At 67.8% G+C, this 21,260-nt stretch carries 18 protein-coding genes; 4 read left to right on the forward strand and 14 right to left on the reverse strand.

Going from position 1 to position 21,260, the window contains the following annotated elements; genetic code table 11:
* Positions 1 to 119: 119 nt before the first annotated feature.
* From urtA to ASC81_RS17495, 4 genes are all read right to left on the reverse strand, one after another.
* Positions 120 to 1,370, reverse strand: a complete 1,251-nt coding sequence (urtA, locus tag ASC81_RS17480) for an urea ABC transporter substrate-binding protein (protein ID WP_056269655.1) — start codon at positions 1,368 to 1,370, stop codon at positions 120 to 122.
* A 232-nt stretch (positions 1,371 to 1,602) separates the two neighbouring features.
* Positions 1,603 to 2,358, reverse strand: a complete 756-nt coding sequence (locus tag ASC81_RS17485; RefSeq protein ID WP_056269658.1) for a LytTR family DNA-binding domain-containing protein — start codon at positions 2,356 to 2,358, stop codon at positions 1,603 to 1,605.
* A complete protein-coding gene (locus tag ASC81_RS17490) occupies positions 2,355 to 3,377 on the reverse strand; it encodes a sensor histidine kinase (RefSeq protein WP_056269659.1) in 1,023 nt (340 codons plus the stop codon). The genes ASC81_RS17485 and ASC81_RS17490 overlap by 4 nt, the downstream gene beginning before the upstream one ends.
* Before the next feature lie 13 nt (positions 3,378 to 3,390).
* Positions 3,391 to 3,972, reverse strand: a complete 582-nt coding sequence (locus ASC81_RS17495; protein WP_056269662.1) for a hypothetical protein — start codon at positions 3,970 to 3,972, stop codon at positions 3,391 to 3,393.
* A 131-nt stretch (positions 3,973 to 4,103) separates the two neighbouring features.
* Between ASC81_RS17495 and ASC81_RS17500 the strand changes: the two genes are divergently transcribed.
* Together ASC81_RS17500 and ASC81_RS17505 are read left to right on the forward strand one after the other, a co-directional pair.
* Positions 4,104 to 4,805 (forward strand): ABC transporter ATP-binding protein, encoded by a 702-nt coding sequence (locus ASC81_RS17500; RefSeq protein ID WP_056270033.1) that lies wholly within the window; start codon positions 4,104 to 4,106, stop codon positions 4,803 to 4,805.
* Positions 4,798 to 7,140 carry an ABC transporter permease gene (locus ASC81_RS17505; RefSeq protein ID WP_162245917.1) on the forward strand — a complete coding sequence of 781 codons (2,343 nt, stop codon included), beginning with the start codon at positions 4,798 to 4,800 and terminating at the stop codon, positions 7,138 to 7,140. The genes ASC81_RS17500 and ASC81_RS17505 overlap by 8 nt, the downstream gene beginning before the upstream one ends.
* Positions 7,141 to 7,230: 90 nt before the next feature.
* Here the strand turns inward: ASC81_RS17505 and ASC81_RS17510 are convergent, their stop codons facing one another.
* Both ASC81_RS17510 and ASC81_RS17515 read right to left on the reverse strand, forming a co-directional pair.
* Complete coding sequence (locus ASC81_RS17510) at positions 7,231 to 7,476, reverse strand: YkvA family protein (RefSeq protein WP_056269667.1); 246 nt, start codon at positions 7,474 to 7,476, stop codon at positions 7,231 to 7,233.
* 97 nt (positions 7,477 to 7,573) lie between these two features.
* Positions 7,574 to 9,028 carry an RNB domain-containing ribonuclease gene (locus ASC81_RS17515; RefSeq protein WP_056269669.1) on the reverse strand — a complete coding sequence of 485 codons (1,455 nt, stop codon included), beginning with the start codon at positions 9,026 to 9,028 and terminating at the stop codon, positions 7,574 to 7,576.
* Positions 9,029 to 9,591: 563 nt separating this feature from the next.
* Here ASC81_RS17515 and ASC81_RS17520 point away from each other — a divergent pair.
* Entirely contained in the window at positions 9,592 to 11,631 is a 2,040-nt protein-coding gene (locus ASC81_RS17520) for an alpha/beta hydrolase domain-containing protein (RefSeq protein WP_056269673.1), read from the forward strand.
* Positions 11,632 to 11,720: 89 nt separating this feature from the next.
* Here the strand turns inward: ASC81_RS17520 and ASC81_RS17525 are convergent, their stop codons facing one another.
* Positions 11,721 to 12,218 carry a GyrI-like domain-containing protein gene (locus ASC81_RS17525; RefSeq protein WP_056269676.1) on the reverse strand — a complete coding sequence of 166 codons (498 nt, stop codon included), beginning with the start codon at positions 12,216 to 12,218 and terminating at the stop codon, positions 11,721 to 11,723.
* 21 nt (positions 12,219 to 12,239) lie between these two features.
* Complete coding sequence (locus ASC81_RS17530; protein WP_056270036.1) at positions 12,240 to 13,025, reverse strand: SDR family NAD(P)-dependent oxidoreductase; 786 nt, start codon at positions 13,023 to 13,025, stop codon at positions 12,240 to 12,242.
* Between the two features lie 454 nt (positions 13,026 to 13,479).
* Between ASC81_RS17530 and ASC81_RS27925 the strand changes: the two genes are divergently transcribed.
* A complete protein-coding gene (locus tag ASC81_RS27925; RefSeq protein WP_056269678.1) occupies positions 13,480 to 13,767 on the forward strand; it encodes a hypothetical protein in 288 nt (95 codons plus the stop codon).
* Positions 13,768 to 14,403: 636 nt separating this feature from the next.
* Here the strand turns inward: ASC81_RS27925 and ASC81_RS17540 are convergent.
* Genes ASC81_RS17540 through ASC81_RS17565 form a run of 6 tightly spaced genes read right to left on the reverse strand, consistent with a single transcriptional unit; the run spans position 14,404 to position 21,248 of the window.
* Positions 14,404 to 16,749 carry a hypothetical protein gene (locus tag ASC81_RS17540; protein ID WP_156392207.1) on the reverse strand — a complete coding sequence of 782 codons (2,346 nt, stop codon included), beginning with the start codon at positions 16,747 to 16,749 and terminating at the stop codon, positions 14,404 to 14,406.
* A 15-nt stretch (positions 16,750 to 16,764) separates the two neighbouring features.
* Positions 16,765 to 17,547, reverse strand: a complete 783-nt coding sequence (locus ASC81_RS17545) for an HpcH/HpaI aldolase/citrate lyase family protein (protein ID WP_056269683.1) — start codon at positions 17,545 to 17,547, stop codon at positions 16,765 to 16,767.
* Positions 17,544 to 18,251, reverse strand: a complete 708-nt coding sequence (locus ASC81_RS17550) for an alpha/beta fold hydrolase (protein ID WP_156392209.1) — start codon at positions 18,249 to 18,251, stop codon at positions 17,544 to 17,546. The genes ASC81_RS17545 and ASC81_RS17550 overlap by 4 nt, the downstream gene beginning before the upstream one ends.
* A complete protein-coding gene (locus ASC81_RS17555) occupies positions 18,248 to 19,375 on the reverse strand; it encodes a hypothetical protein (RefSeq protein ID WP_056269688.1) in 1,128 nt (375 codons plus the stop codon). Before ASC81_RS17555 ends, ASC81_RS17550 begins: the two co-directional genes overlap by 4 nt.
* A gap of 38 nt (positions 19,376 to 19,413) precedes the next feature.
* Positions 19,414 to 20,442, reverse strand: coding sequence for a LacI family DNA-binding transcriptional regulator (locus ASC81_RS17560; RefSeq protein ID WP_235533694.1), 1,029 nt, complete (start codon positions 20,440 to 20,442; stop codon positions 19,414 to 19,416).
* Positions 20,443 to 20,480: 38 nt separating this feature from the next.
* On the reverse strand, positions 20,481 to 21,248 hold the full coding sequence (locus ASC81_RS17565) for an SDR family NAD(P)-dependent oxidoreductase (RefSeq protein ID WP_056270039.1): 768 nt from the start codon (positions 21,246 to 21,248) through the stop codon (positions 20,481 to 20,483).
* Between the last annotated feature and the right edge of the window lie 12 nt (positions 21,249 to 21,260).

Here is a 21,260-nt window from a genome sequence, read left to right on the forward strand (position 1 = left end):
AGCGACAAGTGCCGCGCGCAGCGCGCACGCCCCTCCAGCGACCGCCGTGGAACTGGCTCTGCCAGGCCACTGGCGGTGCCCCCTTGAGGGGGAGGCGCTACGCGCCTCGGGGGTGTGCCTTATTTCGTGGGCTCGTCCTTCTTGCCCTTGTTCTCGGGGATGTAGGGACTCCACGGCTGGGCCTTGACCGGGCCAGGCGTCTTCCACACCACGTTGAACTGGCCGTCACCCTTGACTTCGCCGATGAAGACTGACTTGTGCAGGTGGTGGTTCTTCTCGTCCATCTTGGACGTGATGCCCGACGGCGCCGTGAAGGTCTGCCCCGCCATGGCGGCGATGACCTTGTCGGTGTCGGTGCTGCCGGCCTTCTTGACGGCCTGGGCCCACATGTTGATGCCGATGTAGGTGGCTTCCATCGGGTCGTTGGTCAGCGGCTTGTCCTTGTGGCCGGCGATGCCCTTCGCCTTGGCGTAGGCGCTCCACTTCTTGATGAAACCGTCGTTGGCCGGGGCCTTGATGGACATGAAGTAGTTCCACGCGGCCAGGTGGCCTTGCAGCGGCTTGGTGTCCACGCCGCGCAGCTCTTCCTCACCGACCGAGAAGGCCACCACCGGCACGTCCGTCGCCTTCAGTCCCTGGTTGCCCAGTTCCTTGTAGAAGGGCACGTTGGAGTCACCGTTGATGGTCGAGATGACCGCCGTCTTCTTGCCTTCGGCGGCGAACTTCTTGATCTTGGCGATGATGCTCTGGTAGTCGGCGTGACCGAAGGGGGTGTAGTCCTCCATGATGTCGGACTCGGGGATGCCCTTGCTCTTCAGGAAGGCGCGCAGGATCTTGTTGGTCGTGCGCGGGTAGACGTAGTCGGTGCCCAGCAGCACGAAGCGCTTGGCGCCGCCGCCGTCCTTGCTCATCAGGTACTCGACCGCGGGGATGGCCTGCTGGTTGGGCGCGGCACCCGTGTAGAACACGTTCTTGCTCAGCTCTTCACCCTCGTACTGCACGGGGTAGAACAGCAGCGAGTTGGTCTGCTCGAACACCGGCAGCACCGACTTGCGGCTGACCGAGGTCCAGCAGCCGAACACGACCGCGACCTTGTCTTGCGAAATGAGCTGCTTGGCCTTTTCGGCGAACAGCGGCCAGTTGGACGCCGGGTCGACAACCACGGGCTCCAGCTTCTTGCCGAGCAGGCCGCCCTTGGCGTTGATCTCGTCGATGGCCATCAGCACGGTGTCCTTCAACACCGTCTCGGAGATGGCCATGGTGCCCGACAGCGAGTGCAGGACGCCGACCTTGATGGTGTCGGCGGCAAAGGCGGCGTGGGGGAGCAGGGTGGCAGCGGTGGCCAGTGCAAGGGCAGAACGGCGAAGCATCAGGGAAGCCTCCAAGGTTGGATGTGAGAGGTCGAGTAGCCGAACACCACCGAGCGCAAGCCTCGTGCCAGCTTCGTGCACTTCGTCACACCCGCTACGCCCCGTATCGCCGCACGTTTATGGGCTGCGCAGTCCCCTGTCCGGTGCAGTCCGCACCGTTGGTGTACCGCGGCAACGGGTGATCGCACAAAAACGGGCCGGCGCCGCCCCGATGTGGCCCGCGGGTTGACCCTTAGCCGGCCAAACTGCGCAAGACCTGGGACCGGCTGCGGCTCACCAGCAGCGCGCGGCCGTCCTTGAGCTCGGCGCTGAGTTGCCCGTTGGCCAGGCGTTTGAATCGGGCCACCGCGTCGAGGTTGACGATGCAGCCGCGGTGGATGCGCACGAAGCGCCCCGGGTCCAGCCGCTCTTCAAGCCGCGCCAGCGCCACGTGGAGCAGGTGTTCGGCACCTCCGGCATGTACGCAGACGTAGTCGCCCACCGCCTCGAAATGGCTGACTTCGGCCACGGCCACCGGAACGATGGCTGCACCGCGTCGCACGAAAAGTCGCTTCAGCGGCCCGCGGCCGAGCAGTTCGGCCAGGCGCTCCAGCGCAGGTGCACAGGGCTCGCCGAGTGCGGCGCGCACACGATCCAGCGTCGAGTACAGGCGGTCGGCCCCAAAAGGCTTGAGCAGATAGTCCAGCGCACCCAGCTCGAACGCGGCGATGGCATGCTCGGCATGGGCTGTCGTGAAGACGACCAGCGGCGGGGCATGGGCGCCGCCTTCCAGCAAGCGGCGCAGCACCTCGGTGCCGAGCAAGCCCGGCATCTGGATGTCCAGGAAGACCAGCTCCGGCCGCAGCCGCTGGATCTCGGCCAGCGCTGTGGGGCCGTCGGCTGCCTCACCCACGCAATCCAGCCAGGGCAGGCCGCGCAAAAGGTGGCGCAGGCCGGCGCGGGCCACCGGCTCGTCGTCGGCAATCAGCGCGGTGACGGCGGCCGTCATTCGTCCGCGGCGCCTGGCAGTGGCAGGCGCAACTCGGCGCGCAGGCCTTGACCAGGCACGCTGTGTAGGCTGAGCGCCGCGGTACCGCCATGCAGCCAGCCCAGGCGTTCGCGCAGCCGGCGCAGGCCGGTGCCTCCGGCTTGCAATGCCGCGGGTTCGGCGCCCTGGCCGTCATCCTCCACGATCACCAGCAAGGCGTCGCCGTCGATGCGGGCGCGCACGCTCAGAGTCGTTGCTGCGACGCGCGGCGCGGCGCCATGGCGCACGGCGTTCTCCACCAAGGTCTGCAGTGCAAAACTTGGCACCGGCGCGGCCAGCGCCTCGGGCGTGAATTCGGCGTCGACGATGAGACGGTCACCGAAGCGGATCGCCTCGATGTCGAGATACAGCTGCACGACTTTCCATTCCTCTCGCAGGGTGACCTGCTCGCGCGGGTTGTCGAAACTCGCGCGCAGCAGCGCTGCCAGTTGTTCGGCAGCCCGCACCGCGCGTTCCGGGTCCAGCGGGATCAGCTGCACCACGGTGTGCAACGCATTGAAAAGGAAGTGCGGATGCAGTTGGGCACGCAGCGCCGCGAGCTGGCTGCGCGCCTGCAGCGCTTCCAGCTGCGCATTGCGCGCGGCGGCCCGCTGCGCGTAGGCGACGCCGGCGATCATCACGTAGAACCACACGCCGGTGACCAGGTAGGCCGCGATGCCGGGGCCGACCACCAAGACGATGCGGCCCACAAGCAGGCTTTCGACGAGGCTGTTGGCCGCCACCCAGGCCACGGCGTACAGCGCCGCGCCCACCGCATGCCTGGCGACGAAGCCGAGGGTCAGCGGATGTGGCCAGGGCAGGCGCGCGGTGAAGCGGTGCACGACCAGGCCGAGCAGCGCCGCCGTCGCCATCAGCCGCAACGAGTAGTGCAGCGCGGACGCAAAGCCCGCGCCATGCACGGTCATCATCAGCACCGCGAACAGCGCCGCCACCGGCAGCCAGCCGATCAGCCATTGCACCCAGATCCACGTTCGCCCCATTCCTGCTCCGCGTTTAACGGACCGCCTTGCGGGATACGCGCTTGGCGACGACCGTCAGCGTCCCCTCATCCCAGCTCGCGCCATTGTCGAGCGAGCGATCCTGGCGCATCTTGAAACGGTCGGCGCTGATCTCCATGAAGCGCGTGCGCGTCAGCATCGGCTTGCCTTCGGCGTTCTGGCCGCTGCCCTCCAGCCGCATCTCACCGCCCTGCCACGTGCCGCTGCTGCTGCCGAATCGCGCGCGGTAGACGTCCAGCCCGCTGACCTGCCAACGTTTGGCCTTCGCGTCGAAGATGCGCAGGCTATGGTTCAGCGACCGCGGGTTGCCTGAGGCGTCGACGATGCGCAGCTCGTCGTCAATGCCGTGGCCGTCGAATGACTTCCAGGCCTTCCAGCTGCCCACCAGCTTTGGCGCGCCGTGGATCATGGCGGCCAGGCCGCCGACCTTCGGGCTGACCTCCAGCTCCCACTGGCCGACCAGGAAGTCGAACTGTGCGGCCTCGGCCGGCACCGACATCGCCGCAGGCGCAGCACCGTGCTGTGCATGGGCTGAGCCCGTGAAGGCGAGAGCGAGGGTCAGGACGAGGGCTTTCATGGCGTCTCCAGATGCAACATGCCGCCAGCATCGCGACGCGCGACACGCCTGGCGAGGGCCGATTCGCCGAGTGGCACAACCGTGCCGTCCAACGGTGCGCCGCGCGGCCAGCCGCTTCCTACATTGGCTGCATGCAAGCAAGCCCAGCACTCATCCGCCTGCGCGGCGTCGGCAAGAGCTACCCCGCCGCGGGCGGCGACTTCCAGGCCCTCGCCGACCTCGACCTCGACATCCATGCGGGTGAGTTCGTTGCCGTCGTCGGCCCCTCGGGCAGCGGCAAGTCCACGCTGCTCAGCCTGCTCGCCGGCATCGACCGCGCCGGCAGCGGCGAGCTGCGCGTGGCGGGCCAGGACCTGCGCGCCCTGACGGAGCGCGCCCTGTCACGCTGGCGCGGCAAGGCCGTAGGCGTCGTGTTCCAGTTCTTCCAGTTGTTGCCCACGCTGACGGCGCTGGAGAACGTCATGCTGCCGATGGACTTCTGCAACCAGTGGCCGGCCGCCGAGCGGACCGCGCGAGCGCTGGCGCTGCTCGAACGCCTCGGCGTGGCCGACCAGGCGCACAAGTTTCCATCGGCGCTGTCCGGCGGCCAGCAGCAGCGCGTGGCCATCGCCCGCGCGCTGGCCAATTCGCCACCACTGATCCTGGCCGACGAGCCGACCGGCAATCTCGACTCGGCCAACGGCGAGGCGCTGCTGTCGCTGCTGGCTGAACTGGCGCGCGAACAGGGCGTCACCATCGTCATGGTCACGCACGAGGCAGCGGCGCTGGGCCAGGTGCAGCGCAGCCTGCGCTTGCGCGATGGGCGCTTGGTCGAGGACCGTCGCCATGACTAGGGTGCTCAAGACCTGGCGCGACCTGTGGCAGCACCGCGCGCGCAGCTTGCTGGTCGTGCTCGCGGTGGCGCTGGGGCTGACGGCCGCCGGCACCATCCTGAACGCGTGGACGCTGGTCGAGCGCGCGACCGACCAAGGCTACCGCGCCAGCCTGCCCGCCTCGGCCACGTTGGTGCTGGACCGCGCCGACGCGCAGGCGCTTGCCGTTGCGCAGGCCCAGCCCGGCATCGCCGCCGCGCGGCTGCGCCGCAGTGTGGGCGCCACCGTGCTGGCAAATGGCCGCGCACGCAATGCCGTCGTCATCGCGCTGGATGACTTCCAGCGCGCCGACATCGGGCGGCTGCAGTTCGACGCACCGCTCGCAGACGGCAGCCTGTGGATCGAGCGCTCCTCGCTGGACTTCTCCGGCGCCAGCATCGGCGAGCCGGTGTCGCTGCGCCTGACTGGCGGCGAGACCCAGTCCGTTGACCTGCAGGGCCTGGTGCGCGACGTCAGCCAGGCGCCCGGCTGGATGGAGAACCTCGTCTACCTCTACGGCAGCGAGGCGACGCTGCAGCGGCTGGGTGCAGGCGCAGGCTTCGACGAGCTGCAGGTCCGCATGCGGGACCATCGCGCCGCACGGGCGGATGTCCGCCGCAGCGTCGAGGCGTTGGCGACCCGGCTGACCACGGCCGGCTATGCGGTCAGGCGCATCGACGTGCCCGAACCCGGCCAGCACATCCATGCGGCACAGATGGACTCGCTGCTGATGACGCAGGGCGCCTTCGGCCTGCTGGCATTGCTGGCCTGCGGATTCCTCGTCGTCAACCTCGTCGCGGCGATGCTGGCCGGGCAGACACGCGAGATTGCCATCATGAAAGTGCTGGGCGGCCCGCCCCGGCAGATCGGCGCGATGGTGTTGGCCCAGGCCGGCGCGCTCGGCCTGCTGGCGTCGCTGATCGCGCTGCCGGCCGCGCTGTGGCTAGGCCGCCTGTATGGAGGACTCAAGGCCGAGCTGCTGAACTTCTCACTCCACGGCATCGCAACGCCGGCCTGGGGCGTGGCGCTGCAGCTCGCGGTCGGCCTGGCACTGCCGCTGGCCGCTGCCGCACTGCCCGTGCGCGCGGCCCTGCGCCGACCCGTCGGCGAGGCACTGCGCGACATCGGCATCACCCGCGAAGGCCAGTCCTTGAGCCTGAAGCGTGGCGCGCTCGCGGCGCGGCTGGTGCCCCATCTCGGCGGCTGGGCGCGGCCGATGCTGCTGTCGGTGGGCAATGCCTTCCGGCGCCGCCAGCGCATGCTGCTGACCGTGCTGGCGCTGGCCAGCGGCGGTGCGGTCTACCTGGCTGCCGCCAACCTGCGCAGCGCCGTGCGTGGTTCCGTGGATGATCTCTTCGGCGCGCAGCACTACCAGTTGCAGATGCGCGTTGCCGCGCCCGCACCGGCGGCAAGGCTGGAGGCCCTGGCCGCCGAGGTCCCCGGCATTGCCGAGGCCGAAGCCTGGCGCAGCTTGCGCAGCACCGTTGGCGGTGAGCCGCTCACGCTGCTCGGCCTGCCGCCCAGCAGCCGCCTGCTGGCACCGCGCCTGCTGGAGGGGCGCTGGCTCGCCGGCGACGGCGAGGTCGTGGTCAGCCGCCTGCTGCTGCTGCAGCAACCCGCGCTCGCCGTCGGCAGCAGGCACCGCTTCGCCGACCGGGACTGGACCGTCGTCGGCCTGGTCGACAGCGGTCCGCAGGCGCTGGCTTACACGTCGCGCGCCACGCTGGATGCCGCCGCCAGCAACACGCTGGCGAACAGCCTGGTGCTGCGGCTCGACGCACCGGGCTCACCCATCGCATTGGTGGACGCCGTGCGGCAGTTGCGCGAGGTGCTGGCCGAGGCCGGCATCGGCGTGGCGGGCAGCCAGTCCCAGGCCGACAGCCGCCGCGTCGTCGAAGACCACCTGCTGATGGTGGTGGATTTCCTGGGCGCGATGGGCGTCGTCATGATCGCTGTCGGCGCAATGGGCCTGGCCTCGACGATGGGCCTGGCCGTGCTGGAGCGCCAGCGCGAGATCGGCGTGCTGCGCGCCATCGGCGCGCGCGACGGCGCCATCCTCGCGATGGTCCAGGCCGAGGGCCTGACCATCGTCGTGCTGGCCTGGCTGGTGTCGCTGCCGCTGTCCCTGCCCATCAGCGCCCTGCTCGAGATGGCCTTCGGCCGCATCATGTTCAGCGTGCCATGGCGGCTGGTGCCGAGCGCTGGCGTGGCCTTCGGCTGGCTGGGGCTGATGGCGCTGATCTCGCTGCTGGCCTGCGCGCTCCCCGCTCGACGGGCCCTGCGTGTACCGGCGGCGCGCGCGCTGGCGTACAGCTGATGTTGGTGCCGGTTTGTGCGGAGATTGGAACTTGTCACGCTGGTTGATGCCGCCTACGGTCCTTTGCCTCGACCGCGGCAAGCACGCCAGTCACGCACGTTTCTCCAGCCGGTTCAGCAGGAAGCGGATCGCCATTGGCACCAGCACAACGTCGTCCATCCATCCCAGCACAGGAATGACGTCGGGAAGCAGGTCGATAGGCGACAGCACGTAGAGCACGATGAGCGCGGTGCCGACCTTGAGCCACGTCGGTGCGGCGGGATGGCGCAAGGCGATCCAGAGCCGCTGAGCATCGCCTCTCGCGACGGTCCAGAGCAGGGTCAGGCGTTTGAACATGGCGGAGCCTCCAGTGAACGGCGACCAATGCCGCGCCCGGTAGATGGTTCTTGTTCTGTCCGCCACAAGGGCACGCCAAAGACGTTACATCCGCAGCTCAGGCGACCCCTTCAAAGTCGATGTGGCCCTGGTGGGGGTCGACAGCGACCAACCGCACGCGCGTCGTGTCGCCCACGTCGAGACCTTCGAAGCCCCGCATGACCCGACCTTCGACGAGTGGCTGGCGCAGGCGCACAAAGGTGCCCTTGGACGCGACGCCCGTCACCACGGCGTCGAAGACCTCGCCAATGCGTTGGTCGAGCAGGAAGGCGGCAGCTGCCTTGAGCACCTGGCGCTCAACCGCATTGGCCCGGCCTTGCTGCTCGGTGCAGTGCCGCGCAATGCCGTCGAGCGCCTCGACCGTGTAAGGCGGCGGCTTGCCCGCGAGGGCCGCCTTGACGAGTCGCTGCATGACCAAGTCGGGAAAGCGGCGATTGGGCGCTGTGGTGTGCGCGTAGTCGTGGACGGCGAGGCCGAAATGGCCCTGTCCTGGCCTCGTCGGCCCGGCGGCCAGGTATTCGCCCGCGCCGAGCAGTTTGACGACCGCCAGCGACAGGTCGGCGAAGCCAGCAGGATCGGCCTGGCGGCTCCGGGAAAGAAAACGGTCGAGCGCAGCGGCATCCGGCTCGTCCGGCAGGCGGCCGCCGTGCAACGCGGCGAGCGCCTCGATGCGGTCCCAACGCTGCGGTGCCCGCAGGAAGCGGCGCAGCGACGGAAAGCCGTGCTGGTCCAGAAACCTGGCAGTGGCGCTGTTCGCCGCAATCATGAGTTCAGCGATCAGGTCCTTCGCACGGTTCTTCTCGTCGGCCCGCAGGTCGACCAACCGGCCTCCGGCGAAGACGGGCCGCGCCGACGCGGTTGTCATGTTCAGGGCCCCATGCTCGTGGCGCCTGCGTGCCAGCCGTGCCGCCAGCGCGTCGTGCAGGCGAAGCTGCTCCGCCAGTCGCGGCACTTCGTCAAGCCGCGGCAGCGGCAACGACTCGTCGGCCAACCAGGCGCTAACCGCGTCATAGGCCAGCTTCGCGTGGTTGACGACGATGGCTGCGTACAGCGAAGCCCCAGATACCGCACCGTCGGCCTCGACACGCAGGTCAACCACGACAGCCAAGCGTTCCTCACCCTCGTGGAGCGAACTCAGGTCGGTGGACAGCGTCTCGGGGAGCATCGGGTAGACGCCTGCAGCCGTATAGACCGAGGTGGTGTTGACCGCGGCATGCTCGTCGAGCGCGCTGCCCACAGGCACGAAGGCCTCGACGTCGGCGACCGCGACAAGCAGACGAGTGGCGCCGCCCCGCAGCGGCTCGGCCACGCTGAGCTGATCCAGGTCGCGCGTGTCATCGTTGTCGATCGAGAACCACGCGAGCTGCCGGAGGTCGCGAGCATCACCCGGGCGCAACGGGCCGGTGCGGCGGCGGTCTTGCGCCTCGGCGAGCGCGCCAGGGGAAAAGCGCGGAAGAAACCCACGCTCGCGCAAAGCGTCCTCGGCAAGGCGGTGGAGGTCGTCGTCGGTCATTCAGAGCAGTCGAGGCAGGAGGGCGAGAGGCTAGATCGCTGTGGCGTTATTGACTGTAGCGGTGGGGGCCACATCGGAAGCTATGACGCTTGAAGCCTTGAACACGCTCATCACCCGATTGGGGCTGCAAAGTCGCGGCCCGAAAGCCGGCAACAGAAGTTCGCAAGATCAACGTTAGCTCCGGCCAACGCCCCCTTGGAGCGAAATCCGACGCTTGATCGGCAGAGAAGAGCTTCCCTATCAGCGCAGGGTCAGTCGCCGGCCGGTCAGTGAACACACAGCCACGCCGACTGCACGGTTCGTCCACATCCTCAAAAGATGGCTTTGAGAACGCGATGGAACTGGTGCGACATTGGGGCCAAGGTCAAACCCCTGGATCAAGCGATGAATACCCATGCCCCCGTCGAGGCACAGGCCCTGGTGCCACGCATCTGGTCTGCGTTCGACATTTCACCGAGCCGGCGCGGCGACAGCGCCGCGCTGATCTGCAGTGTGAAGGCTAGCAGCTGGGCGCCGCCGCCGTCCTCGCGGTGGCGCGCTGCCCGCTGCGGGAGGTATACCTGATGCTTGGCCGTCTTGCTGCAGCTTGCATCGTTGCGTGTATCGCCGCCCCGGCCTCGGCCGAGGTCGTAGCCGTTGAGGTGGCGGAACAGCGCCCTTGGATACAGGGTCGCGCCTTCGGCGCCGGCGAGTACGAGCTGCTGTCGGGCACTGTCCGCTACGAGGTCGACCCCACCGCCGCGTCATCACGCGACATTGCCGACATTCGCCTTGCGCCACTCAATAGCAGAGGGAAGGTCGAGTTTCAGGGGCCGTTCCTGCTGCTGCGCCCTCGTGACGCGGCGCGGGCGAATGGGACCACGATCTTGGAAGTGGCCAACCGCGGCCGAGATCAATCGAACGGGCTCTTGTTCCAAGCGGACGCCTTCGCCCTCAGGAAGAACGAGACGCGCGAAGTTTCTCGTTCGACCTTGTTCGACCTGGGCTACACCTTTGCGTGGGCCGGCTGGCAGGGCGACCTCAAAACAGAAGAATTCGGTCTAGACGTGCCGTCCGCACCCGTGACGGGGCCGTTCCGGGCGACGGCCTTGCTGGGCTTCGGTGGCGCCAGCCTGGATAGTGGCGCTTTCGGTGAGGGTGCCATCTGTGCGCTCGAAACCGGTGAGGCCGCCGCCGTACTCCGCATTCACCGGAGCCTGGAAGATCCGGGGCAGGTCGTTCCCCGGGAGGCATGGCGATTTGCGAGACGGCAAGCCGACGGTCGCGTGGCCGAGGATCGGTGTGCCTTCCTTCTGTCGACGCCGGTCGATGGGCCGTCGCTTGTCACCATCGTCTTCACGGCCGGGCCATCCAAGGTGATGGGGCTGGGTGAAGCGGCCGTGCGTGACTTCGCCTCGCACCTGAAGCACAACGACACCGCCAGCTCGCTGAACAGCCGCCCAGCGTACGCGCGTCGGCTGATCGGCTACGGCTACTCGCAAGGCGCGCGCTTCCTTCGTGACTTCCTTTACCGGGGATTCAACGCCGACGTGCGGGGACGGCGCGTGTTCGACGGCGTACTCGACACGGCCAGCGGTGGGGGCCGTGGGTCCTTCAACCACCGCTATGCGCTGCCCAGCGAGGCCGGAAACTCGGTTCGAAGCCATCTGCGTGCTGTCGATCTGTACCCGTTCGCCGACATGCCGACGCCGGACATCGGGGACCGCGGCCCGCCGCAAGGGTTGCTGGACCGCGCGCTTGGCGACGGCGTTCAGCCGCGCATCTTCCATGTGCTCAATTCCACCGAGTACTGGGCGAGGGCAGGCTCGCTGCTACACACCACCACGGATGGAACCCAGGAAGTACCCGAAGCTGACGGCACGCGAACCTATGCCTTCGCAGGCACTGCGCACAGCCCTCAGCCTTCCACCCTGTTCCTGGAGAGGCGTGACCGCGCGCCACTCCCATACAACGACAACGACGATCTGGCGCTTGCGCTGCCCGCCTTGCTGGTCGGCCTGGACAAGTGGGTTGCCGGGCGCGCCGAACCACCGCCGTCGTACCGCCCGCGTTTGGGGTCGACGCTGGTCTCGCCGGACAAGCTCAACTTTCCGGCCATCCCTAGCGTCGTCGTTCCAGCCGGGCCGCCGCCACGGTATCAACTCGATTTCGGCCGCGAGTACCGTTCGCACGGCATCATCACCGAGCCCCCACAGCTCGGTCTGCGCTACCCACTGTTAGTTCCGCGGGTGGACCGGGACGGCAATGAACTCGGATCCTGGCGAGGCCTGGCGCAGTCGGTCCCGCTGGGCACCTACACGGCCTGGAACCCGCAGGATCCGGCGCTGCTCACGTTCGGCTTCCTATCTGGGCTGAGAGGGGCATTCATCCCTTTCCCGGCGACGCCTGCGAGCGGCAGGCGCAGCAAAGATCCACGTCTCTCGGTGGCCGAGCGGTACGTGGGTCTCGAAGGCTACATGGCAGCCGTCGGCCGCGCGATCGAGGATCAAGTCGCTGCCGGCTTCCTGCTTCCGCAGGATCGTGAGTGGGCCCGCGACAGCATGCGAACCTACTGGGATCGGGTTGCCGGGCTACGGGTTCATTGGCCAAGCCGCAGCGACTGACAACGCCTGATCCCCGCGTCCGAGGCAGTTGGCACGCCAGGCGCTGGCCTGCTGTTGGAAGCGACCGGACGACGGGGACCTCGAGCCGACTATTGCCTGAGCTTGAAAGCGAGTTCGGTCACCCACTGCGCCATATCGGGCTGCTCGGCGGGATCGGTTTCGTAAAGCTCGAGCCGACAGGCGAAGTGATCGCCATCCGCTCGCTCTTCGACGTCGAGCGGCTGCTCGGTCAGCCGAACCCAACCGATCAGCATGGCGGTCACCGCCTCGAGCTTGTCAGGGTGTCCGTGCCAACGCAGCGTGACAAACCGCCCCGCCGGCAGCGTCGCGAACTTCACATGCTCCGTCGCTGAACCGGGCCGCTCGATGGCGATCCCGGCCTCCACGTCCAGCGTCTCAGCCATGTTGATGCGGCGATAGTTGTAGAAAGGCGCTCCGATCGGTTTGATGCCTTGCTCGGCAAGGGTCTCAAAGACGAGCGGAAACCCCTCGTCGGCGGGCTTCATCATCTCGTCCATGCGGACTGTGAAGCGCACATAGGCATACGCCTGGGCCGGTCGCGCAATGATTTTCGGCAAGGTCAGCATGGTTTCTCCTTTTCTATGCAATCAGTCGATCTGACTACCACCCGTGGCGTTGGCGACCGTCGCGGTCATTGCGGAAGCCAAGTCGCTCGACAACAGCACAGCCGCATCTGCGACCTGCGCAAGATGGGCGATTCGGCGCAGCGGCGTCGTCTTGGCGTAGTCCCGATGCAGGTCCTCGAAGCTGATGCCGCCTTCTTCTGCGTGCTTCTGCCAGATGTCGCGTACGCCCGGGGCATCGGGAGACCCAGGCGAGCGCACCCAGCACACCCGAACGCCCGATGGACCGTGCTCCATGCCCAGTTGGCGCAGAAAGTGCTCGACTGCTGCGCAAGCGATGCCAAAGCCACCGATCGCGGGTGACGGCCAGCGGGCCACGTTTGCGGTGATGCCGACGATGGCCCCACCGCCGTGTTGCCCCATGTGGCGGGCCATGATGATTCCTGTGTGATACCAGCTGATCATCGACAGCCGGATCGGTTCGAACATGGCAGCGAAGCCCATGTCTGCCATGGACGAGCCTTGCGTGTCCGCCCATGAGACCCCGTTGAACATGAGCCGGACCGGGCCTGCGGCGGCAACCACGGCATCGAGATGGGCATGGATGGACACGGGGCTCGTCGCATCGACGATCGTCACCTCCGCCCGTCCTCCGGCCGCCGCAATCTCTGCGGCGACCTTTTCAAGTGCGGTGCGATTGCGCGCGGCGAGAAACACCCTTGCCCCTTCCCGGGCGTAGGCCCTCGCTACTGCGCCGCCCACCGCGCCACTGCCGCCATACACCACAGCCACCTTGTCCTTGAGCAACATCGATTTCCTCCGTGCGTACACCCTATGACGAGCGACGGTCATCGGTTTCGACACGCCCAAGCGAAAAACCCAGCCGGTGCTGCTCGCTGCCGGTGCTCCAGGCGCTGCGGGTGGAGCGATTGCTCCCGCGGCTGCTTGGAACTGCCAGAGCAACCACTGAGTCACAACCAATCCCACGACCAAGGACTCGCGCAGAAGCGCCGCGAAGCGTGCTGAGCGGTCAGTCGGCTTTTGAGATTCAGAGCTTCAAGGGATCGAGTCGGAAGCGCTAGGCCAAGCCTTGAACAGCTGACACTCGGCCGCCAGCTGGTCGGGCGCGTCGCAGCCAGTCAAGCCGTATGTCGCAGTGAGCTCGAGACCGGTCGCCTATAGCAGCCGCCCACCGCGCCAGATAGACCAACGCTGTAAGGCCGGCTTCTGACCTCCAGTTGTGCTGACCACCTGACCACACTGATTGACGCTAACACCCTATGGGACATCGCAGCAGCTCAATCGCCTGCACATCGGCGAGTTCGCCATCACAAAGCAAGGCGCACCAGCCGCGTTCAAGGCCGCAGGCTTGAGCTTCGACACGAAGTTCAACGTCGGCCAGGCTGTGGCCTTGCCTTGGCGCGAGGACTTCTTTGCCGTCCCGCCGAATGCGCCGCTGGGACAGTCGCCCAAGCTGGGCAGTCTGCACGCCTCCGTGTACCGAGCGGCACATGCCGCTCATGCTGCGGCAGAGGCGGCCAGGGCTGGCTAGGGCGCGCATCCGAGTTTTAGCAAACCGCACATTCATGGCCCCGACGAAGAAGACGTTGCCAAGACATCAGCTGTCCAACGTGCAGGTGCCAAAGAAGCCCACCAGGCTTTGAGAATTCCGTACCGACCAACCATAGGAGAGTGAATGCCTCGATGCACGCGCTTGAGTACTGTTTGCGCCAGGAGCTGGATTCGCCGCGGGCGGCTGCCAACCGATCTGCCCTCTGCTGCAACCTCGACTTCTAGTGCCTCTGGCCGGGCTTGAACGAGCGCCTTGCGGCAGCCAACTCAGGAAAGCGGATGTCTCTTCCGGTCGAAATCGCCGTCCTAACGCTTCAAGCAGCAGACATTTCGGCGCGCGTCGATCGCCGTAGCCAGGATCAGCCAGACTGGACCACCGCATCACCCGCGACACCGGTCGTTCAGGCCAAACGGCCAGGGCTGCCGGGGACCGCTTCACCAGGCATCGTCAACTCGACGGCTGACCGCCGATGACAGCAACCGCTGCAAGATTGATATTCACTCCCCTGGTCGCGGACTCCGGCTTTGGGCACATTGCGGGCCTCCCGTGCAGAACTTAGCCTAACTTAACCCGTCCGAACCGCATCGGCGCAGGCCAGGGCGGCCCCGACCGCGTTCAACGATCACACAGAAACAGCGCACTGCCCTGCGGCGGCAAGTCGATGCGAGCCTGATTGGCACCCGCAGCGGGGGGTGGTATGCCACCGGCCGACTGCCAACGACAGCCGTGCCATGACCGCGGGAAGCTCAGCGTCATGCGCCGGCTGCGGTCGGCATCGTCGCGCAAACCCTCTTCCAGATTGCCGACCAGCAAGCGCACTTTCCCGTCCTCGCGGACCCACGCCGAGACCGTGCCAGAGTGCGCCACGTCAGAGTCCACCGCTCTGAAAGCACCCGCCTTGCCCAACTGCTGGTTGAGCGTCGCGGCAACCACTGCATAGGGCGTCGCGTCGCCGTTGAGCAAGTCCTTCAACGGCCGGTACCAGTAGTCGAAGAAGGGGACCGGGTCCCACAAGGCGAGGTTGCGTTGGCCGCCTTGGTCGAGCACCAGCCCGGCGGCGTTTCCGAAGCTGTAGACCACCGAGCCCGCCGGCGCCCTCACCTGCGTCGCGGGCGGGGGCGCATTGAAGGCGCCCGCGTTGGCCACGGCCGGCCAGGCCGCACCGGGCACGGCGCGCAGCATGCGGTCCTGCACGTTCGGCCGATGCGGCACGCTTGAAACACCCAGCAGGCCGGACAACGCCGAATGCGTTCCGCTGGCCACGGCGCCGAAGAAGGCCATCGCCTGCCCCTGGCCGGCCATGCGCTTGATGACGTCGAGCTGGGCGGGCGGTAGGTCGTTCGTGGCGCCGAAAAGCAGCAGATCCGACCGCACCTGCGACAGCCACTCCGCGCGGGTCACCGACAGCACCGGCAGCGGCCACTTGATGATCGTGCCCACCTGTTCATCGAGCCGGTCGCGGGGATCGAACCCTGGCGCAAGGCGTGACATCTGCGCGGCCGCAGCATCGCGCGAATAGACCAAGGTCGGCCCCGCGATGTCGACGGTTTGCGCCGCATCCCATGCTGCTGCATCCAGCTCTCCGCTAAGAAAACCGACATCCTGGTCGCTCAGCAGTTCCTCGCCATGGTGTCCCCAGGAAATGTATGCCCCGGCCGGCATGCGCAGACCCTGCGGCGTCTTCACCCCGGCATGCGAGTAGGCCCAGATCGCCCAGCGCAACCGCTCCGGCGCGGTGTGGATGGTGTTCCAGCTCTCCCATGCGTCGAAGGTTTCGATCAAAGGGTAATGGCGCACCCGTGTGTCGGCGAGCACGGCCGCGTGCATCAACAGTGTGCCGAGCTGGTAGGTCCAGCCGAGCAGCGGCGCGTTCCAGAATGTCTGCTCACGCACGCCGACCTCGCCCCAGGCGCCGGCCCAGGTCTGGTCCACGAAGATGTCGAGATGGCCATCGCGGGCGATCCTCTCCAGATCGATGCCGTTGCCGCGCCAATCCGCCGTCGCGGTCGCAGCGGTCGAATACATCATGGTCAACGTGCGCGGGTTGGCCTGCTTGACGCCCCGCAGCAGCGCGGCAAGCCCCGCGGTGTTCCGCTCGGCCGTTGCGTTGTCGGGCACGTACTGGCCCCAGGGACCGTAGCGTGTATAGGCGCGCGGAAAGCTGAAGGAATCGCGCAGCATGAGGCCGTCCAGACCGCAGGCTTTCGACACGGCGCCCCACTGCGCCGCAAACAGGGCGTGGACCGGGAATCCTTCCGGAATGCCTTGCGGCAGCCCGCCCAGCGGCTGGGAATCGGCCCGCAGAGCGTTGACGGGATCGAAGTGGCTGCTGGAAGCGAGCGCGCCGGGCGCCACCTCGCCCCAGCCCGTGAAGGCCTCGGGGTGGCGTCGGGCGAACGGCATTGGGTCGCCGTAGGCACCGTCTTGCCCGACCACAAACGCGGCCATCCTGAAATCGCTGATGCCCTCTCGCCGTGCTCGCTCGCGCATCGCGTCGGTCAACCGGCGCAGGTCGGCATAGGTCCAGCGACCATAACTGACCGAATGCGCAGCCCGCTTCGCCGCGGTAAAGCGTTCACGCCAGGCGCGTTGCCTTTGCGCGGTGTCACCGTCGAGTTGCCCGCGCAGCGAGTGGCCGAGCTCCTGCCCGCTGGTTCTGGGCAGCCAGATCTGCTGGGCCGGGTCGCCGCTGTAGCTGAGGATGAAGTTCGCAGTCAGGCCGACGCTCAGCACGACGCCGCGATGGCCGGACACGCCGCGGTACAGCGGCGCATAGCGGGCCCAGAACCGGTCCGCGGAGGCGTCCACGTCGGCGGGATCGAACCAGTAAAGGTCCATCTCCAGCCAGCGATCGGCCGGCACGGCGAGCGCGGCATGCGACTGCACGCTGGCGCTGACCAGCATCGCGAGCAGGGCCACGCGACGCAGCAAGGCGCAGACAAATGTGTTGAAGAGTCGCATGGTGCCTCGGCAGGGTCAGCTCGCCGCGGCAGGTGCACGCAGCACCGCCAGGCGGCGCGCGATCTCGGCCTTGAGCCAGATGGCGTCATGGCCGGGCGCCACCAGCTGCAGGCCCTGAGCCTGCATGGCGCGGGCCATTTCGGCGCTGCCACACCAGATGCCAGCCACCTTGTCCACCGTCCTGCAGGCGGCCTGAATGCGCCGGATGGCATCGGCCAGCATGGGGTGCTCATGACTCGCACCGGGGCCAAGCCCTAGAGCAATACCCAGGTCGCTGGGGCCGATAAACAGGCCGTCGATCTGCGGCACTGCCGCGATGGCCTCCACGGCGTCGAGACCGGCGCGCGTTTCGATCATCGCCAGCGCCAGCACGTTGGCGTTGGCATGCTGCGGGTAGTCGGCGCCGCCCACCAGCAGGCCTCGAGCCGGACCGAACGAGCGGTCGCCTTCGACACCGTCGAGCGGATAGCGGCAGGCACGGCCGAATGCCAGCGCTTCGACCGCTGTATTCACCAGCGGGCAGATCACGCCCCAGGCGCCGGCGTCCAGCGCCCGGTTGATCTCCGCCAGGTTGTTCTGGCTGACACGCACGAGCGGCACGGCCGGCGTGTGCGACAGCGCCTGCAGCATGGCCACCATCTGCGCGTGGCCCGCCATGCCGTGCTGGCAGTCAACCACCACCGCATCGAAGCCGCTGCAGCCCACCAGCTCCGCGGCGTAGGCTGAATCCAAGCTCATCCACCCCGCCACGGCGGCCTGGCTGCTGCGAAAGATCTCGAGCAGTCGATTGCTCTTCATATGACGCCTTGTCCGAGTGAGGTGAGGAAGCGATGCAGCACCAGCGCTGCCAACGGCGCCTGCTGCATCGGGAACAGGTGGCCCGCATCGGCCAGCATGTGGTGCTCGCCGCATGCTGGCGGTTGCACCAGAGCAATCAATTCACAGCTGTGCCCGGGTGGGCACAGGCCGTCGCGTTCACCGCTGAGCGCCAGCACTGGGCAGGTCAGCCAGTGCGGTGGCGCCAGCAGGCCGGGGCGTTCGCGCGCATAGCTCAACTGGCGACGAAACCGCGCCAGCCCGACACATTCAGCCTGTTCAGCCAGCGATGCGACCATCGCGTCGCCAGGAACCAGCCCGTAGGCCGGTGCCAGTTCATCGCGCGCAAGCCGCGCGAGCCCGTGGCGTTGCGCCAGCTCCCAATGCGCGGCGCGGCGCGCCTCCGGGGTGTCGCGCCCTGCCCTAGCGTTGGACGCCAGCAGAACCAGCGCGGCGACGCGACCCGGGTGGCGCCGCGCCAGGTGCAGCGCCACGATGCCGCCCAGCGAATGACCGACCCAGATGGCGGGCGCGTGAGCTTGCGCGGCCAGACGGTCGGCTTCGTCATCGAGCCCATCGGCCTCGCCAAGCACCAGCGTCTTCGCGCTGAGACCGGACAGCATCAAGGCCAGGCTGCGGCTGTCCAGCAAGGTGCCCGGCAGCGCGATCAACGGCGCTGGCGTCACACCGACATCGCGGGCGGCAGCAGGCTCTTGCGCGCCAGCCGGCCGCCGGCGTCCAGGGCCAGGTCGGCCAGTGCCGCTGCGGTGTGCACGGCGGCGTCGAACATCGGGCGCTTGGGCGCGTCGCCGGTCACGACCAGTAGTGCGTGCGCGTCCTGCGTGCCGCTGTTGATGAACTGCCGGCGGCTGCCGGCCGGCATAGACAAGGTGTCCCAAGGCCCGAGCTCGGTATGTACGGCGTCACTGCCGTCATTGAAGCTCACAGCGAGTGATCCGTCCGCGTGGATGAGCACGGCGGTCTGGTCCAGCTCAAACGACGCGGTGCGCTGCCCTGCCGGCACCTTTATCCATTCGACGGAGAAGCCCTGCAGGTCGGTGACGGCGGGACGGTGCTCACGGTGCTGGCTGATGCCCCAGCCGATGACCGGGGCGATCTGCCAGCCATGGCCGGGCAGCGCGGTGTCGAGCGTGGCTGGGCGAAAGTCCCGATCGGCCGGCCGCACGCAGCGCTGCATCAGCTCCCCCTCGGACCAGCGCCGCAAGGCAGCCACCTCGTCGTCAGGCATGAGCGGAAGCAAGGTCTCCGGCGCTGGCGGCGCGCTGCCGGGCGGCACGTCGATGAGCTGGTTGTCCCGCCCCAGATACAGGCCGGTGCTGCGCGCTCGCTTCAGCACGTCGGGGCTCCAGATGATGCCGCCGGTGTCATCACCGCCAAGTACCGTCATCAAGAAGCCGTGCCGGCTGCCGGAGTTGGAGAAGCCGCGGAACATCCAGGTGGGCATGCAGATGATGTCGCCCTCCTCCAGCACCGCCTCGCCCTCCAGGCCATCAGCGCCCCAGCGGAGCCTGAATGTGCCCTCACACGCGATGAAGACCTCCGCGGTGAAGTGCAGATGCAAGCTGTTGGTGATGCCCGGGCCCATGCCAGCCGCGCCGATGTTGAAGCCATGCGCCTCACGCAGATTGACGACCTGAGTGGGGTTCTGTGTCACGCCGGGCCCGACGATAGAGTAGTTCTCCTTGGGCGTGCTGCCGGGAAGGCGCACGTCGACGAAGGCTTCGTCGCAAGAGACGTATTGCGCGCGGCGGATGTGCCGGCGCGCGACTTCGGAGGCGGTCAGGATCATGGGTACAGCTCGATCGAGCCCCGTGGATGGACCAGGGCTCAGGGGGGTGATTGGGGAGGCGCGAGCCGGGCCGAGGTGCGCACCACCAGGCGCGTAGGCACCACGACGTGATCGCGGGTGACGGCGTCGTCCTCGAGTTGCTGCAGAAGCATGCGCACCGTCGCCTCGATCATGGGCACAGCGCTTTGTTCAATGGTGGTCAGGCCGTAGGCGCCCCAGGCGGCCTGGGGCACGTTGTCGAAGCCGACGACCGACACGTCCTCGGGCACGCGCAGGCCGAGCGTGCGCAGGGTGTCGATGGCGGCGAATGCCATATGGTCGCTGGCCACGAACAGCGCATCGGGCCGCTCTGCGCTGTTAATGAGGCCGTCGAACAGCTCGTGCGTGGCCTGGGCTGCGCGGTCGAACTCGTAGTTGCCGACCGCCCGCGCCACCACCCGTAGGCCGCGCTCCGACAGCCCGGCGCGCAGGCCGGCTTCGCGGTCCTGGTTGGTGGAGGAATCTTCGGCGCCGGCCAGGTAGGCGACGCGCTGGTGGCCACCATCGGCAAGGAAGTGCGCCACGGCCTTGCCGCCGCCGAAGTTGTCAGAACTGACCGTGCTGATGCTGCCCTTGCTGGCGGTGCGGTTGAACATCACCACCGGCACCCGCGCATCCTCCATCTGCTGCGCCAGGCCCGAAGACAGGTGGGTGGACGCCATGACGATGCCGTCGACCTGGTAGCGCATCAGCTCCAGCAGCAGCTCATCGGCGTCCTCGGTTTCGGTGATAAAGAGCAGGACGTGATAACCGTCCTTCTGCAGACGCTGCGACAGCGTCTCGATGACGACCGGGTAGAACTGGTTCTGCAGGTTGGACAGCACCACGGCGATCATGCGGCTGCGCCGCGTGCTCAGCGTGCTGGCGATGGCGTTGGGCCGGTAACCTAGCTTGCGCGCGGCCTCCAGCACACGGGCGCGTGTCTCGGGCGCGACGCTGGCGCCGGGCGTGAAGGTACGGCTGACGGCGGACTGGGACACCTCGGCGAGGCGGGCGACGTCGATGGAAGTAACGCTGTTCTTGCTCACGGAGGACACCGGGCGGCGGGGCGGTCTGGGGGCCATCATCATGACGCGGTCCAGCCACCATCGACCATCAGGGCGGAACCGGTCACCAATGCGGCGGCGTCCCCGGCCAGGAAAAGCACCGCTCCCATGACGTCTTCGACCCGGCCAACTCGGCCCATCGGGATCTTGGCCAGCACCAGCTCCCGGAAGGCTGGCGTGGCCAGCCAGTCGTGGGTCATGGGCGTCTCGATGAAGGTCGGGCAGACCGTGTTGACGCGCACGCCAAAGGGGCCCAACTCCAGCGCCATGGCCTTGCTCATGCCTTCCAGCGCGTGCTTGGTCATGCAGTAGATGCTGCGGTCGACGCCACCCACGTGGCCCATCTGCGACGACATCTGGATGATGCTGCCGGGCAAGCCGGCCTTCTTGAGCCCCATGGCCACGGCACGAGCCACGAAGAATGCCGCCTTGGTGTTCAGCGCAAGCAAGGCGTCCACGTCGTCCTCCCTCACCTGCTCGAAGGGCTTGGGGCGGTTGGTGCCGGCGTTGTTGACCAGCACCTGGAAGGGGCCGTGCTCGGCCACGGCGCGTGCGGTGGCTGCGACGTCGGTCACGTCCAGCACCAGCGCATGGGCGCGGTCGCCGCGCGCACGCAGGGCCTGCGCGGCGGCCTCCACTTCGGCACTGCCGCGGGCGGCCAGCCACACCTCAGCGCCGGCTTCGGCCAGCGCCGCGGCACAGGCCAAGCCCAGCCCGCGGCCGGCGCCCGTGACCAGGGCGCGTCGGCCGTCCAGGCGCAAGCTGGGGATACGGGGCAGCTTGATCATCATGGCCTGGTT

The organism is Pelomonas sp. Root405 (genome assembly GCF_001425165.1).
Lineage (GTDB): Bacteria > Pseudomonadota > Gammaproteobacteria > Burkholderiales > Burkholderiaceae_C > Pelomonas.